Annotated in this window: 12 protein-coding genes; 8 read left to right on the top strand and 4 right to left on the bottom strand. The window is 42.4% G+C overall.

From position 1 onward, the window contains the following. Window positions 1-118: 118 nt before the first annotated feature. The 3 genes from HC643_RS11280 to HC643_RS11270 all read left to right on the top strand — a co-directional run bounded on the left by HC643_RS11280 (window position 119) and on the right by HC643_RS11270 (window position 7,178). Complete coding sequence (locus HC643_RS11280) at window positions 119-1,489, top strand: ATP-binding protein (RefSeq protein WP_038075169.1); 1,371 nt, start codon at window positions 119-121, stop codon at window positions 1,487-1,489. After that, window positions 1,486-6,282 (top strand): WD40 domain-containing protein, encoded by a 4,797-nt coding sequence (locus HC643_RS11275; protein ID WP_038075166.1) that lies wholly within the window; start codon window positions 1,486-1,488, stop codon window positions 6,280-6,282. The genes HC643_RS11280 and HC643_RS11275 overlap by 4 nt, the downstream gene beginning before the upstream one ends. 161 nt (window positions 6,283-6,443) lie before the next feature. Then, a complete protein-coding gene (locus tag HC643_RS11270) occupies window positions 6,444-7,178 on the top strand; it encodes a choice-of-anchor E domain-containing protein (RefSeq protein WP_050045680.1) in 735 nt (244 codons plus the stop codon). Window positions 7,179-7,284: 106 nt separating this feature from the next. Here the strand turns inward: HC643_RS11270 and HC643_RS11265 are convergent, their stop codons facing one another. After that, window positions 7,285-8,148, bottom strand: a complete 864-nt coding sequence (locus HC643_RS11265; protein ID WP_038072567.1) for a metal ABC transporter permease — start codon at window positions 8,146-8,148, stop codon at window positions 7,285-7,287. 81 nt (window positions 8,149-8,229) lie between these two features. Continuing rightward, complete coding sequence (locus HC643_RS11260; protein WP_082051688.1) at window positions 8,230-9,090, bottom strand: metal ABC transporter ATP-binding protein; 861 nt, start codon at window positions 9,088-9,090, stop codon at window positions 8,230-8,232. 89 nt (window positions 9,091-9,179) lie between these two features. On the opposite strand from HC643_RS11260, the gene HC643_RS11255 reads away from it, so the two are divergent. The 3 genes from HC643_RS11255 to HC643_RS41325 all read left to right on the top strand — a co-directional run bounded on the left by HC643_RS11255 (window position 9,180) and on the right by HC643_RS41325 (window position 11,988). Beyond that, a complete protein-coding gene (locus tag HC643_RS11255; RefSeq protein ID WP_038072565.1) occupies window positions 9,180-10,175 on the top strand; it encodes a metal ABC transporter substrate-binding protein in 996 nt (331 codons plus the stop codon). 423 nt (window positions 10,176-10,598) lie between these two features. After that, window positions 10,599-11,678, top strand: coding sequence for a glycosyltransferase family 4 protein (locus HC643_RS11250; protein WP_038072564.1), 1,080 nt, complete (start codon window positions 10,599-10,601; stop codon window positions 11,676-11,678). Window positions 11,679-11,796: 118 nt separating this feature from the next. After that, entirely contained in the window at window positions 11,797-11,988 is a 192-nt protein-coding gene (locus HC643_RS41325) for a hypothetical protein (protein WP_072040740.1), read from the top strand. A 289-nt stretch (window positions 11,989-12,277) separates the two neighbouring features. On the opposite strand, the gene HC643_RS11245 is transcribed toward HC643_RS41325, so the two are convergent. Beyond that, window positions 12,278-12,652 carry a hypothetical protein gene (locus HC643_RS11245; protein ID WP_038072562.1) on the bottom strand — a complete coding sequence of 125 codons (375 nt, stop codon included), beginning with the start codon at window positions 12,650-12,652 and terminating at the stop codon, window positions 12,278-12,280. A 262-nt stretch (window positions 12,653-12,914) separates the two neighbouring features. Here HC643_RS11245 and HC643_RS11240 point away from each other — a divergent pair, with 262 nt between their 5' ends. After that, entirely contained in the window at window positions 12,915-13,277 is a 363-nt protein-coding gene (locus tag HC643_RS11240) for a hypothetical protein (protein ID WP_038072613.1), read from the top strand. A 321-nt stretch (window positions 13,278-13,598) separates the two neighbouring features. Then, window positions 13,599-14,957 (top strand): GTP-binding protein, encoded by a 1,359-nt coding sequence (locus HC643_RS11235; RefSeq protein ID WP_038072560.1) that lies wholly within the window; start codon window positions 13,599-13,601, stop codon window positions 14,955-14,957. Between the two features lie 37 nt (window positions 14,958-14,994). Here HC643_RS11235 and HC643_RS11230 read toward each other — a convergent pair whose 3' ends face one another. After that, entirely contained in the window at window positions 14,995-16,341 is a 1,347-nt protein-coding gene (locus tag HC643_RS11230; RefSeq protein ID WP_038072558.1) for a cytochrome P450, read from the bottom strand. Window positions 16,342-16,346: the final 5 nt, after the last annotated feature.

The raw sequence follows: 16,346 nt of genomic DNA, 5'->3' as shown, positions 1-16,346 counted from the left end.
AATTTTTACAAATTAGATAGGATTGCTATGTAGAGTTAAAATAATTTCCGTAAAATCTACTTGTCTAAGCGTATCTTTATTAAGATGGCTTGAGAAGATTAACTGATAGTGAACTAGCATGACAGTAGATTTACGAAAATTTTTTCAGGCAACTGACCCTGGAAAAACCTTATTTGTCGAAAATCCTGAAGACAGAAAGTATTATATTGATTTTTCCTCAGTTCGAGGCGGTCAGATTATAGAAGAACTGAAAGATAATATTACATTTTTCTCACCCAATGACCCTACCTGTGTCCTATTTACCGGGCATATTGGTTGTGGCAAATCTACAGAGTTATTACGACTCAAGACAGAACTAGAACAGGAAAGCTTTCATGTAGTTTATTTTGAGTCCAGTGAAGACTTGGAAATGGCAGATGTAGATATTGGAGATGTTTTGCTAGCGATCGCGCATCGCGTCAGTCAAAGCTTGGAAAATCTCTTGCAGAAAGAACCCAACAGGCTCAAGGATTTGCTACAAGGAGCGTGGAAAATTTTAAATGTTGAAGTAACGGGCTTTAAATTGAAGCCTCCAGAAATTTCAGGGCTTCCCAAAATTGGCGATATTGGTTACACCTCAGAAAACCAAAAGGTTTCTATTGCTTTTGGCATTGGTGAAATTACGACCCGAGTCAAAAATGATGCGACATTGCGAGAACGGCTTAACCAGTATCTCGGACCCCAGAAAACTCAGCTGTTGGAAGCAATTAATCAAGAACTCCTAGAACCCGCGATCGCCATGCTGAAGCAGCAGGGTAAAAAAGGGCTGGTAGTGATTGTTGATAATCTCGATCGCATTGATAGTCGCCAGAAATCTTGGGGGCGTCCTCAACAGGAATACCTCTTTGTCGATCAAGCTGAGTGTCTGACCAAATTGAATTGTCATCTAGTTTATACAATGCCACTAGCACTAAAATTTTCTAGCGACTATGGCAATCTGACTCAGCGCTTTTTAGAAGAACCCAAAGTGCTACCCATGGTCCCCGTACAGTTACCGGATGGTCTTAAATATGAAGTGGGAATGGTACTGCTGCGACAAATGGTGCTTGCTAGAGCCTTTCCCAATTTGGATGAGAACCAACGCCTAAACAAGATTACTGAAATTTTCGAGAGTGCCGAAACCTTAGACCGCCTGTGCTATGTTAGTGGAGGACACGTCCGCGATTTGCTCAGATTGCTCAATACTTGGATCAAAAAGGAACGAAAACTCCCTCTATCTGGTGAAGTTTTAGAAGAGGTGATTCGTGCCCGTCGGAATGAAATGACAATGCCCATCTCTGACGTAGAGTGGCAATTACTGCGTCAAGTCCAGCAACGGAAAAAAGTCAGTGGTGACCGGGGATATCAAACGCTAATCCGGAGTCGGTTGGTGTTTGAATATCGCGATCGCGGAGAGTCTTGGTTTGATGTCAACCCGATTTTAGCAGAGGCGAAAGAGCTGCGCCTATGAGTGACCTGCACCGACTTGATAGCAATGCATGGGAAGAAAATGCCATTGATGTTTCTGCTGACAACGAGAGTGCGTTAGAAGAATTAGCATGGGGAATTGACGCTTCTGTGGGTCGGTTCAAGCTGTTTTTAGCTAGGTGTAATTATGCTCGCTTGCGCGTGCGTTTGATCGAGCGGTTGCAAGAACTTACGAACGTGGAAATCCGTATCTTGGAACTGCAGGAATCTGAAAAAACCCTCTACGCGAGGATTCACAAGGAATTTGGTCAAGAACAGCCAGATGTCTTAATGGTATTAGGCTTGGAATCAGTGACCGATCTCGAAGATCTGTTGAGTGCAACCAATCAAGTGCGGGAGGAGTTTCGGAAGAGTTTTCATTTTCCACTGGTTCTTTGGATCGATGATGAGGTCTTTAATAAACTGATACGGGTAGCACCTGATTTTGAGAGTTGGGCAATAAGTACAGAGTTTGCGATCGCTACTGAGGAATTGGTTGACTTTTTAAAGAAAACCTCCGAGCAATTCTTTGAGGGTAATTTAACCCTAAATTTAGAAGCTCGTCGGGAAATAAAACTAGCTTGTCATATTTTACAAAATCGCCAACAAGTCTTAGACCTAGAACTGAGAGCAAGTTTAGAATCTTTACTTGGTGAAGCCGAATATACTGATGGCAAAATCGCTCTAGCCCTCAAGCATTATCAAAAAGGATTAGAACTTTGGCAGCAAAATCACCAATTGAACAAACAAGTAAAACTGCTGATTGATATTGCCTTCTGCTATTTTGTAAAAACTCCTCGGTATCGCGAAAAAAATCATCCCGATCTGCAAGCAACTAGGCATTATATTCAGCAATGCTTTAAAATATTTGAACAAATTGATAATATAGATTTAAGTGCAAGTTCAATTCTAAAATTCGGAGATATGCTTCGAGATTTGCAGAATTGGCACCAGTTGCAAACTCTGGCTCAAAAAGCTTTGCAGCATCACCAAGCTCAAGACAAACCAATTGAATTAGCAAGGGATTACGGTTTTTTAGCTGAAGTAGCTCTAGCGCAAGAAGCCTGGGAAGATGCCCGTGAGTTAGCGAAGAAAGCCCTAGAAGCTTTATTGACATTTAAGAAGCGATCGCAGGAAATTTCTGGTGTTGTCTATAAATTAGACAAGAGTCGATATTTGTTGATTTTAGCAAAAGCGCAACAACATTTAGAGCGAACAGAAAAAGCGATCGGCAATTTAGAAGAAGCAAGAAAGATAGGAGATCCTGAAGAAAACCCTTGTTTGTATCTTGACATTCTCAGTCATTTGCAGCAGGTATACTTTAAGCAACAAGAATATCTTAAAGCCTTTGAAATTAAGCTAGAAAGGCAATCAATTGAGCAGCAATATGGATTCCGCTCCTTTATTGGTGCAGGTCGAATACAGCCACAAAGACAGGCAGAATTAGCACTAAGACAAGTAGAAACTCAAGAGACTGTCGCTCTGGAGATTGTAGCGTCCGGTCGGTTGCTAGATGTACGGCGTTTAACCGAGCGAATTGGTCGCAATGATTGCAAGCTAATTGCGATTCATGGAGAATCTGGGGTAGGGAAAAGTTCGTTGGTGAATGGGGGATTGTTACCAGCACTCAAACAAAAAGCTATTGGAATTCAAGATACTTTACCTGTATTGATGCGCGTTTACACGAGTTGGGTTGCAGAGTTGGGACGGTTGTTAACAGAAGCTTTGGAAAAAAAAGGGATACAGCTAACAACTTCTTTAGATTCCACAGCCGCTATCCTGGCACAAATACGGAGACTGGAGTCATGCAATCTGCGGACAGTACTCATTTTCGATCAGTTTGAAGAATTCTTCTTCGTCTATCATGGTGTGGCTGAAAGGCGGCAATTTTTTGAGTTTTTGGGAGAGTGTTTTCAAATTCTGCCAGTAAAAGTTATTCTCTCGTTACGAGAGGATTACCTGCATTATTTGTTGGAGTGCAATCGTTTGCCTTGCATGGCAATTATCGGCAATGATATTCTTAGCAAAAATGTCCTCTACCCATTAGGAAATTTCTTGCCTGCTGATGCTACAGCAATTATTGAACAGTTAACAGATCGCTCTAATTTTCACTTAGAGCCCGCTTTGATTGAGGAGCTAGTAAAGGATTTAGCAGATAAGTTAGGAGAAGTGCGCCCGATTGAGTTACAAGTTGTGGGAGCGCAGTTGCAAACGGAGAACATTACAACATTAGTTCAGTATAGAGATCGCGGTCCTAAAAATGAATTAGTGAAGCGCTACTTAGCACAAGTCGTGTCAGACTGCGGTGCTGAAAATAAGGAAACTGCTGAGTTAGTCCTGTACTTGATGACAGATGAAAAAGGGACTCGCCCCTTGAAAACTCGTGCTGAAGTAGAACGGGATTTGCAGGTATTAGTAACAGATTTTACTGCAGAAGCAAGCAAATTAGATTTAGTGCTAAAGATTTTTGTGGATTCCGGTTTGGTGGTTTTGTTGCCCGAACTTCCAGACGATCGCTATCAGTTAGTACATGATTATTTAGCTGCGTTGATTCGCCAACAGCAAGAACCAAGGTTAAAAGAGTTAATAGCAGAACTTGAAAAAGAAAGAAAACAGCGGCACAAAGCAGAAGATCAACGAAAGCAAGCGGAGGTGGCGCTAGCACGGGTTGAGCAGCACCGTCAGAGTTTGGAAGCAAAAGTTCAACAAGTCAGGAAAGATTTAGCTGATTCAGAAGCAGAACGAGATAAGGTCAAGCAAGAAGTTCAAGAAGCTCAGATTAAGCTCAAGGAAGCAGAAGCAGCGCGAGAAGAAGCGCTTATCGGTACAGAATTGGAGTTAGCAGGATTAAGAGCTTTACGAAAGTTCGAGTTTTCTCAGATAGACGCCTTACTGACGGCAATGGAAGCTGGAAAACAGTTGAAAGCACGAGTTCAAGATGGTCGATCTTTTGAAAAATATCCCGCACTGAGTCCACTACTGGCTTTACAGCAGATTCTTGACAACATCCAAGAAAAGAATCGGTTGCAAGGGCATCAGGACGAGGTAAGAAGTGTGAGTTTCAGCCCGGATGGGCAAACTCTTGCTAGTGCCTCAAGCGATCGCACCGCCCGACTGTGGAACTTACAGGGTAGCCAACTAATAGAATTTCAAGGGCACGAAGGACATATCAACACCGTCTGTTTCAGCCCGGATGGACAATACCTTGCCACAGCATCAAACGATCGCACTGCCAGATTGTGGAATTTACAGGGTAGCCAACTGGCAGAGTTCAAAGGGCATGAGAGATGTGTTAACAGCGTTTGTTTCAGCCCGGATGGGCAAACCCTTGCCACTGCCTCAGATGACAATACTGCCCGACTTTGGGACCTACAGGGCAACCAATTGGTGAAATTTAAGGGGCATCAGCACAAGGTCAATAGCGTCTGTTTCAGCCCGGATGGGCAAATCCTTGCCACTGCTTCAAACGATTGCACTGCGCTACTTTGGAACTTGCAAGGTAAGCCACTGCTAAAACTGGAGGGACATCAGAGACATATCAACAGCATCTGTTTCAGCCGAGATGGACAAACCCTTGCTACTGCCTCAGACGATCGCACTGCACGACTTTGGGACTTACAAGGTAACTGCTTGGTAGAATTTAAGGGGCATCAAGGCAAGGTCAGAAGTGTAAGTTTCAGTCCGGATGGGCAAACACTTGCCACTGGCTCAAGCGATGGTACTGCCAGACTTTGGAACTTGCACGGCTATCAAGTGCAGAAATTCCGAGGAAATGATGGTTGGGTTTGGAGTGTGAGTTTCAGCCCGGATGGACAAACCCTTGCCACCGCTTCAGCTGACGTTAGACTGTGGAACGTGCAGGGCAAACAACAAGTAGAATTTCGAGGGCATCGAGGGGATGTGAACAGTATAAGTTTTCATATTAACGGACAATATCTTGCCACGGGTTCGGGTGACGGTACGGCTAAACTGTGGAATTTGCAAGGCAAGCAGCTAAAGGAATTTAGGGGACATAAAGATCGAGTCAGAGGTGTCAGTTTTAGCCCGGATGGACAATACCTTGCCACTAGCTCATTTGACGGTACTGCCAAATTATGGGACTTACAAAGACTCCAGTTAGTAGAATTCAAAGGACATCAGCACCGAGTCAACAGCGTGAGTTTTAGTCCCAACGGTCAATATTTGGTCACTGCTTCTGTTGATGGCACGGCTAGAGTATGGAATTTACTAGGCAAGCAACTAGTAGAATTAGAAAATCGAGGTATAGTTTGGAGCGTAAGTTGTAGCCCAAACGGGCAGCACTTAGCCACTGCCTCAGAAAATGGTATCGTTAGACTATGGAATTTACAGGGCAAGCAACTAGGAGAATTTCAAGCACATCATCGCCGCATCAACTGCGTCAACTTCAGCCTTAATGGGCAGCAACTAGCCACTGCTTCTAGCGATGGTAATGCCAGATTGTGGGACTTGCAAGGAAATCAACTAGCAGAATTCAAAGGACATCAAGGTTGGGTCAGCAGCGTTTGCTTCAGCCCGGATGGGCAAACCCTTGCCACTGGCTCAAGCGATGGTACCGCCCGCATATGGGATTTACAGGGTAACCAACTCGCGGAATTTAAAGGGCACCAGCGCCGAGTGACTTGCGTGAGTTTTAGCCCCAATGGGCAGTATCTTGCGACTGCTTCAGATGATGGGACTGCTAAGCTGTGGCGGGTAGAAAATTTAGAGCAATTACTAGCAAGAGGTTCTGATTGGTTGCGCGACTATTCGATCGCTAACCAAAGTATCAATAAATAACAGAATCAACTTTTGTGCAATCAAAACTGAGATACCTACAGCAATTAATATGAAGAAAAATTTACAACAAATTACGTATCATTATCAATACACTACATAAAAATACGAAGTTACAACGAGATAGGAGGTATTGGCAACACAGTTTTTCCAAGTTGTAACGTATGAAAACTAAGTTTTTAGCTGTATTAACCCCTGCTCTCGCAATCACAATAACAAGCATTGTAGCAACTACCGGAGTTGCTCGTGCAGATATTCTGGAGTTCACTACAGAATACAAACCATCTGTAGATGATGCTGCACCTTATGCTGGATACGGTGTTACAGACATCTTCAAGGCTCCTTTGAGTATCCAAAAGTTTAAACCATCTTGGGGCATACTCAATAGTGTCAAGATTGATTTTGTTGGTGACCTTACAGGAGATGCAGGTTTTGAAAGCAGAGACGCAAAACCGCGTACAATAACAGTAGACCTTTCCGGTTTGCTTCAGTTACAGACAACTGGTGGTACGAGCATCTTTGAGTTAGATCCGAAACAATCTTACAAATATGATGTTACCAAATTTGATGGCATACTTGATTTTGCTGGCACTTCTGGAAGGACACTAGAGGGTCTAACTACCAGCGCTTCTGGTACCAAAACGTACACAGATAGCAGCTTTTTGCAGTCATTTATCGGTAATAACAATTTAGATTTTTTGTTCACAGCTAATGCAAAATCAACAGTCCAGGGATCTGGTAACATCACATCCTACGTTAATACCTATGCCAAAGCGAGTGTCAAAGTAACATATGACTACCGTAAGAGGGTACCAGAACCCTCTCTCCTACTTGGTGTAGGTTTAGTTGGTGGGGCTGGTTTATGGTCAAAGAGAAACAGAAATTTCAGCAAAGCTTAACTGTCTGAAGTCCAAGGTTTACCGTGGATTTTTCATAAATATGGCAAACAACTGAACTTTACTCGCATGAGCGTACAGTAGAGTTCAGTTTCTTAATTATTAAGTTTTATCTCTCCGCACCTAAAAGGTGTCTTTTACCAATGTTAGTAAAAATGCCGTGTCTGGGACTAAAAAGTAACGCCAACATAAATAATCCCGATACAACCAACACAATTGCCGGTCCCGAAGGAAAATTATAAAAATAGCTCAGATACATTCCAGTAATACTAGAAAATACCCCTATAACTGCTCCCAAAATCATCACTTGATGCAAGCGTTTTACTAATAAATAAGCCGTAGCTCCTGGTGTAATCAGAAGCGATAATACTAGAATGACACCTACAGCTTTCATGCTAGCAACAATTGTTAAAGCAATAACTACCATAAGTCCAAAATTCAGGCGATTTACTGGTAATCCTGCTGCTTTTGCACCCAAGGGGTCAAAGGTATAAAACAAAAGTTCTTTGTATACTAAAACAATAACGAGTAAAACTAAAGCTGCAATAATAGAAGTATCGCGCACTTCCTCAACAGTTACACCAAGAATATTTCCAAAAAGGAAATGGTTCAAGTCAATTTTATTATCTTTTTGAATGACAGTAATCAGGGTAATTCCTAGGGCAAAAAACGCCGAAAAAACTATCCCCATGGCAGCATCTTCTTTGATAGGCGATCGCGTTTTAATAAAAGCAATAGCCATAGTACTGAGGACACCAGCAACAAACGCCCCAACAAAAATATTACCTCCCAACAAAAAAGCAATCGCCAGTCCCGGTAATACCGAATGACTGATAGCATCACCCAATAAAGCCAATCGTTGTACCATTAAGTAGCTGCCAACAATAGCACACAACAAACCGACTATAATGGCAACAATCAGCGACCTTTGCATAAAACTATACTGTAAAGGCTCAATTAAGGCTTGAATCATAATTAATCTTTGGTTGTTATTTGTTGGTTGTTAGTTGTTGGTTAAATACCACCAACCATTAACCACTATCACATTTCTTAATTACGCTGCATCTTTCCAAAACATGACTTGACCGCTATAGGCGCGGGACAAATTTTCTTCAGTCAACACTTGCTGTCGGGAACCTGTAGCTATTAATATCTGATTTAATAAAATTAAGTCATCAAAATGGGTGATAGATTCCCCTAAGTCGTGGTTAACAACAAGGATAATTTTTTGTGCTGCAGCAAGTTCTTGGAAAACTTCAAAAATCACTCTCTGAGTTTTTTGATCGATACCTACAAAAGGTTCATCAAAACAAAAAATTTCTGCTTCTTGCGCTAAAGCACGGGCTAAAAAGACTCGCTGTTGTTGTCCTCCAGAAAGTTCTCCAATGGGGCGGTTGCGATATTCACTCATACCCACACGTTGCAACGCACTTTTTGCGACTTGGCGGCTGACTGTTGAAAACTGGCGAAACCATCCTGTTTTTTTGACTCTTCCCATCATTACGACATCCCAAACAGTAGCGGGATACGCCCAATCTATTTGGCTTCGTTGGGGTACGTAAGCAATTTTCTCCAATTGCTGTGTGAGAGGTTTTTCTTGATACCGCACGCTTCCGTGGGACGGAACCAACCCCAACATGGCTTTTAACAGCGTACTTTTACCTGCACCGTTAGGACCAAAAATTCCTGTCAGTCGCCCCGGTTTTACAACACAGTTAATATCTCTCAGGGCTTCTGTTGCACGATAGTACACCCCCAATCGGGAAATATGGATTGCTGCGGTTACATCACTCCCTTGTGAAGACACGCTATCCACTGTGTCTATAGTTGGGTCGTAGTGCGTTTCTAGATTGGGCCTTTCACCCGTATTTTTCCTAAATAATGGGAATTCTGGTTGAAAAGAGGCAGTTTTCATCTTGTGTTTAAATACTTGCTTACTTGAGATTACTATAAAAATGAAAGAAAAATGAAAACCTCTATAAAGAGAAATAATAATTGACATAAATGAAACTAATACTTCAGAGAGAGGTCAGCCTTCCGGTTAGAACTAAGTTACATTTTTTACCTAAAATTGGCTTAAGTGTGCTGTTCTCTTGTATCTTATTTAGTTGTAGCCAACAGAATTCAACCTCTAACACTTCCAAAAAGGATAAGCCTCAGGTCGTAGCGACTAGTACCATCATTGCCAATCTTGCGGGGGAAGTGGGAGGAGATGAAATTCAGGTGATAGGAATCCTCAAACCGGGTACCGATCCTCACGTATACGAGCCTGTTCCACAAGATACCAGGGTGATGGAAGAAGCAGATTTGGTTTTGTATAACGGCTACAATTTAGAACCGGGATTGATCAAACTTATGAAATCTGCTGCGGGAAAAACCCGTCAGTTCGCAGTGGGTGAGGTGGTCAAACCTTTACAGTTAACAGAAAAATCTAAAGGGACAGTTCCAGACCCACATGTATGGGGTGATGTAAAAAATGCGATCGCAATGACTAATGCCATTCGGGATGCATTGATTGAGCTATCACTTGAAGACAAAGAAGAATTTACCAAGAACGCGCAAAAACTGACGGAGGAGTTAAAACAGTTGGACGGTTGGATAAAAGCCCAAATTCAGACGATCCCAGCAAATAAACGCAAGCTAGTTACAACGCACGATGCTTTTCAATACTACGGGTCTGCTTATGGAATACCTATTGCGGGGACTTTAATTGGTATAAGTACTGAGGAACAACCCAGCGCACAAACAGTCAAGCGGCTAGTAGAAGAAGTGAAAAAGATAGGAGTTCCTGCAATCTTTGCAGAAACAACAATCAACCCTGCTTTGATAAAAACTGTTGCTCAAGAAGCAGGGGTCAAATTAGCACCTCGCGAACTCTATTCCGATTCTATTGGTGCGCCAGGAAGTCCGGGCGATACCTACATCAAAATGATGCAGTCAAATACTGAGACTGTTGTGGATGCATTGGGAGGGAAACGCGTACCAAATGTTAGTCGTTAGTAGTGAGACCAGCGCTGCAGGCTAGTTTTCCACGCCCTGGCGACTGGCGCAACCGAAGGATTGATAATTGGTTGTGATGGTTGCTACTAATAACTACCCACCAAACACTTACCCTCCACAATCGATCCCCAAAGTTTTTTTCATAAGATAGGTTGATCCCCAGAAATATATAAGATATAATTATATATGTCTTAAGATAGATGTGGATTGTGAAATTTTAAGAATACAGTACACGAAGCTGCACTTTAGCTGGTCAGCATCAATTTGGAGGTGGCTCATAAAGGGTGCTAAATTAACCAAGAAGCGTCGTATATGGCGTATGCGGTTAATTCCAACCTTAGGAAGAGGAGGAATGAATACCTAAAGCAAAAGTATCTCAACCCTTGTCCAACGACCACTTTACCAGCTGAACCAAGGAAATTTATGAAAATCGCTCAAGTAGCCCCCTTGTGGGAACGGGTTCCACCTTCTACTTATGGAGGAATAGAGCTCGTAGTGAGTCGTCTAACCGATGAACTCGTGCGTCGGGGTCACGATGTGACTCTGTTTGCCTCAGGCGATTCGCAAACACTGGCTAAGTTAGACGCAATTTGTCCTCGCGCCTTGCGCCTGGACCCGGACATCAGAGAGGGTATGATGTACGAGATGCTAGAAGCTAGCCACGTTTACCAACAAGCGGCGGAATTCGACATTATCCATTCCCATGTAGGAATTTGGGCTTTGCCTTTGGCAAGCATGGTGTCAACCCCCACAGTACATACCTTGCATGGCAATTTTACCCGTGACAGCAGCAAAGTATATACTCTTCATAGAACGCAACCATACATTAGTATTAGCAACGCCCAACGCCAAATAGACCTAAACTATGCAAGTACCGTATACAACGGAATTGATTTAGGTGACTACCAATTTGTAGCTCAACCAGCGCAGCCACCCTATCTTGCCTTTTTAGGGCGCTTTTCTCCAGAAAAAGGACCTCAGCACGCGATCGCCATAGCAAAGAAAACTGGTTGGCGCTTGAAAATGGCAGGAAAAGTTGATGTTGTAGATAAAGAGTTTTTTGAGAAAGAGATTGCCCCGCAGATCGATGGTAAGCAGATTGAATTTCTCGGTGAGGTAAACCATGCTGCGAAAGTAGAGCTTCTGGGCAATGCATCTATTACTCTCTTTCCTATCACTTGGCGAGAACCCTTTGGCTTAGTGATGATTGAATCAATGGCAGCTGGTACGCCAGTGATTGGGATCGATATGGGTTCCGTACCAGAAGTTATTGCTCATGGCAAAACAGGTTTTGTTTGCCAAAGCTACGAAGAAATGGCGACAATGATTCCGGCGGCTTTGGAATTAAATCGCCATACCTGCCGAGAACACGTGGAAAATAACTTTACCGTAACTCAAATGGTGGACGGTTATGTAGCGGTCTATGAAAAAATCCTCAGGGATCGCAATGAGAGAAACGGACGAGTTCCAACTCTTAGAACTTCATTAACGTCAATTGCTTGATAAAGCTGTCATTTAAAGGATGAAGCTTGGCATGAAAAATCAATTATTTCATCCTTTATCCTTTACACTCTATTCTTTCTTCAGACTTTACAAGCTTTTTGTGACAAGGAGAATCAAGATGAGAACGACGACTCATAGTTGTCTTTGCTGCGGTAATTCTTTGTTACGACACGTGCGTCATCAAGGAGTTTACTGGTTTTGTCAATCCTGTCGGCAAGAAGTGCCTTTACTATCTGTTAGTCAATCACACTTCTTAAGCCAAGGAAGGAATACAACGCACTCAATGTCACCCCAATTGATTTTGACGTAAAACAACTAAAGTGCAGCAAAACATAGTTGTCTTTTACCTTTTTGCCTCCAAACTAGTTTTAATGATGCTTTAAACTCAAGATTTTACCGCCAATAGTGCAGCTACCAATTCTCTATTTCTTTTTTTCTTTGCAGAATCTAGCATATCCTCCATCATTCCTTTATCTGGGAATAATGGTGGATTTTTTATGTTAGACGTAAGAGATAGTTGTTTGTTTCCAATACATTAATATTTTTTTTAAATAAACTAAGCGATTTTTATAAAACAAAATTATTGAAAGCGGCTCGACTCAGAATTGCGATCGCAATTCAACGCATGAAGTTTGCCAATGCTTATCATAAGTAACTTTTAAATCATCCCCTTGACCATTTTCTAACTTCCCGTTGACTCCATAAGAGAGAAAGTAGAAAGATTTTTCTCCCGTCTTGCGATAAATTAGGGGATTACCAAATGCATCCCCGCGATTGGGAAGAATGACTTGGGTATCTTTATGTGCTTCTTCAAACGAAGAGGGGATGCGATCGTGCTTCTTCTGAAAATCGAGTACAATTTTGCCTAGCTTTTCTTTAAGATAGGAACAATTTTGAAAACGTTGCTCATTTGTACTAGTATTGCAAGCTACAAGTAAGTAAAATAAGGAGATAGAAATAATACTTTTAAGCAAGGGTTTCTCAATTCAAACTATGAAAATAGAGAATATTATAGTTCATTATGTTATGCTAGCGTACCAACTAAATTTGTGAAATGTAAGCGTTCGTACAGATTAAGTTGAAAATTTTAGATTTGATAGTTAGTATACGGCTACTGTGCCATTTAGGGGCTAAGCAACTTTCAATCATTCCTCTTCAAGGAGTTTTAAATTTGATAAAAACTCGAAGGTGATAAAAAGCTCAATCTTGCACTTCAATGAATACTGGAAGGATTTCATGATGGATCTACCCTTTCTTCCTCCAGATGATATGCCTCCTGTCGAGGTTACATTATTTGATGAATTATTGCACAGGCACCTAGAACAAGTTTCTAGGAACCGCTTCTACGAACTCTGCGACTCCACACAGCAGGCTTTGCTATCACTTACTCAGTGGTACGTTGAAACGATCTCCGGAACTATGACATTGGTAATTCTTTGTCATGACATGGATAGTTATCCGCAGATTGTCGAAACTCTTCCCCAATTTCTCGAACGCTTAAAGCTACTGTCAAACAATTCCAAAATCTGCATTCAACGTCCTACAGATAGAGGAATAGTGTGGAGATTTGAAGTAGAAGAACTTTCTACAGAAGGATAAAGTTAAATTCTGTCAAGAAATGTAGGCTTTTCCAAGCATTTCTCGTCCTCAGGCGGAGCCTGTAAATGAAAGTATTGAGGCTCTGTATTGAAAAAGGGAGTGAGAAAGAGGGATTTGCATGATTGGTGATGAAATTCTTTCATTGCGACTGTCGTGAAAACAGAGGGTTGGGTCATTGCCTATCCTATATGTCTTTCACTGCCATGAGTTGCTCTCTTACCTAATTACCTACTATCTTAAAAATAGTGCGTAAAAAGTGGGAACTGAAAAATTCATTGCCAATCCCCAATCGCCAATCCCCAATCGCCAATCCCAATTGCAGTGTCAAAGAATCAACAGGAAACTCACTTAAATCGCGCTCGTGCTAGTCTCAGACAAGCACTCTCTTGGTATGGACATCTTCGTAAAGCCGGACAGTCACAATCAAAGTCGCAATTAGCAGGGTTGGTAAAACCAGAGTTAGAAATCTTGACCTCAACTCTCAACAAATTGGACAACAATGTGATTCGCATCGCTGCTTTTGGTTTGGTTAGTCGCGGTAAGTCAGCAGTCCTAAATGCTTTGCTAGGACAAAAGATTTTGCAAACAGGTCCCTTGAATGGGGTAACACAATACCCCCGTTCCGTACATTGGAATCCAGGGGGGAAAGTACAAGTAGAGTTAATTGATACACCAGGATTGGATGAAATAGAGGGGGAATTACGGGCACAAATGGCACGGGAAGTGTCTCAGCAAGCCGATTTGATTTTGTTTGTTGTCTCAGGTGATATTACTCGTACTGAATATCAAGCATTGTGCAAATTAAGACAATCACAAAAACCTTTAATTTTGGTCTTCAATAAGATAGATTTGTACCCGGATACAGACAAACAAACGATTTATAAGAATTTGCAACAGTTGGGTAGCGGAAGCTTTCAGAACGCTCCTTTGCAACCTGATGAAATTGTTATGGTGGCTGCAGAACCCGCACCAATGGAAGTTCGCGTGGAGTGGACAGATGGTAGAGTCACGCAAGAATGGGAAACTCCACCACCACAAATAGAAGAACTTAAAGAAACAATTTTGAAAATCCTCAACCGTGAAGGGCGTTCTCTTCTGGCTCTAAATGCACTGATTCAAGCACGGGATGCAGAAGAAGCGATCGCAGAAAAAACCATCAAATTACGTCAGGAAGAAGCAGAAGATCTGATTTGGCGGTATACCAAATACAAAGCTTTAACTGTTGGTCTCAATCCTATTGCCTTTTTAGATATTCTTGGTGGAACTATTGCGGATTTGGCTTTAATTCGCTCGCTCGCACGCCTTTATGGTTTGCCCATGACGGGTTATGAAGCCGGGAAAGTTTTAAAAACAATTTTATTCAGTTCTGGTGGTTTGTTGCTAGGTGAAATAGGCAGTAGCGTGCTTTTGGGTTTGGGCAAAAGTGCAACTGCTATTGCTTCAGGAGACAATCCCATAAATGTAACTGCTTACGCTGGATCGGCGATCGCTCAAGCAGGTATTGCCGGTTATGGAGCATACGCTGTGGGGAAAGCAGCACAAGTGTACTTGGAAAGAGGCTGTTCTTGGGGACAGTTGGGAGCAAGTACGGTGATTCAAGAAATTCTCTCGGAAGTGGAACAGAATACAATCTTGTATCGATTGCAACAGGAGCTAGGTTTGCTCAATCGCGAGTTATGACGGCTTCCAAATCAAAAAGTCTGCTCTCTTCGCCCGGTTACCGTTTTCCAGTCATCACCATCCGAACCCCACCTATAGGAGCAAGGGTAAATCCGCGACGTTGAACTTTAACTGGTTTATCGTCCGCATTGGCAAGTTGATACTTTGATAAAATCGTTGCGATAACAAGTTTCATTTCTAACTGAGCTAAAGCATATCCCAAACAGTGCCGACTTCCACCGCCAAAAGGAAAATATTCACTCCTAGAATACTGGCGCTCAAGAAAGCGTTCTGGTTTAAACTGTCGGGCATTAGGATATAAATCTTCTCGATAATGGACGAGGTAAATACTTGGCATTAGGGTTGTCTCAGCATCAAAATGATATCCCCCAATTTTTATAGGTGATTTGGCAATGCGTGGAAAAAGTACGGGAAGGACAGGATACATTCGCAGTATTTCCTGACACACCGCAGTTAAATAGGGAAGCTGAGCGATTTCCATGGGGTTTGAACTTTCTCCCAAACTGTCTAGTTCCTGTAGCAATTTTTCCAGAACGTTTGGATGTTGGTGAATTTGATAGAAAGCCCAAGCAAGTGTTGTGGCAGTTGTTTCGTGTCCGGCAAATAAAATTGTTAGCAGTTCATCTTGCAATTCTTCATTGCTCATTGGTTGACCTTGGTCGTCCCGTGCTGCCATCATCAGGCTGAGAATATCGCCACGCCCTGAATTTCCCTGCGTTCTTCTTTCCTCAATTTCTGCAATCAGTAGGTCGTGAACTTGGCGCTGTCGCAATTTCATGCGTCCCCAAGGAGTCCAAGTTCCCCAATCTTGTTGTAAGAACCGTAAAAATAGCATGCTGGAGCGGAGCGGAGAATCGGTCATATTGAGCCAATCAGTCAGTAGGGGTTTAAGTTGTTGATAGCGTTCCCCTTCGCTCAAACCAAAGACGATTTGCAATATCACCTCCAGACTAATCTTTTGCATGGCAGTCCGAGCGACAAAAGCCTGACCGACAAGCCACTGGCTCGCAACCTGTTCTGTCAAGTGGCAAATTTGCTTGGCGTAAATTGGTAAGCGTTCCCCATGAAAGGGAGGCATTAATAATTTTCGTTCTCGTCGATGGCGATCGCCGTCGAACAACATCAAAGAGTTTTTCCCGATAATAGGTTTTGCGAGTGCGTTTCCACGTCCCACATCAAAATTTTTGCTATCTTGATTAAAAATCTCTTGAATTACTTGGGGATTACCAACGAGGACATAGCTTCCGAGCCCACCGAGCTCCATGGTAAAAATATCTCCATATTTCTGGCTGTATCTGTCCTGAAATCCGAGTGGATCGGCAATCCAATTCATAAGTTGCCACCAAGAGGAACTGGTGATGCGGTTTGGTAATTGACTCAACATGGCAC

Origin of the sequence: Tolypothrix bouteillei VB521301, assembly GCF_000760695.4 — a bacterium.
In the GTDB taxonomy this organism is placed as follows: domain Bacteria; phylum Cyanobacteriota; class Cyanobacteriia; order Cyanobacteriales; family Nostocaceae; genus Scytonema; species Scytonema bouteillei_A.
The sequence above is the reverse complement of the archived record's forward strand: the minus strand, read 5'-3'. Positions and strand labels throughout refer to the sequence as shown.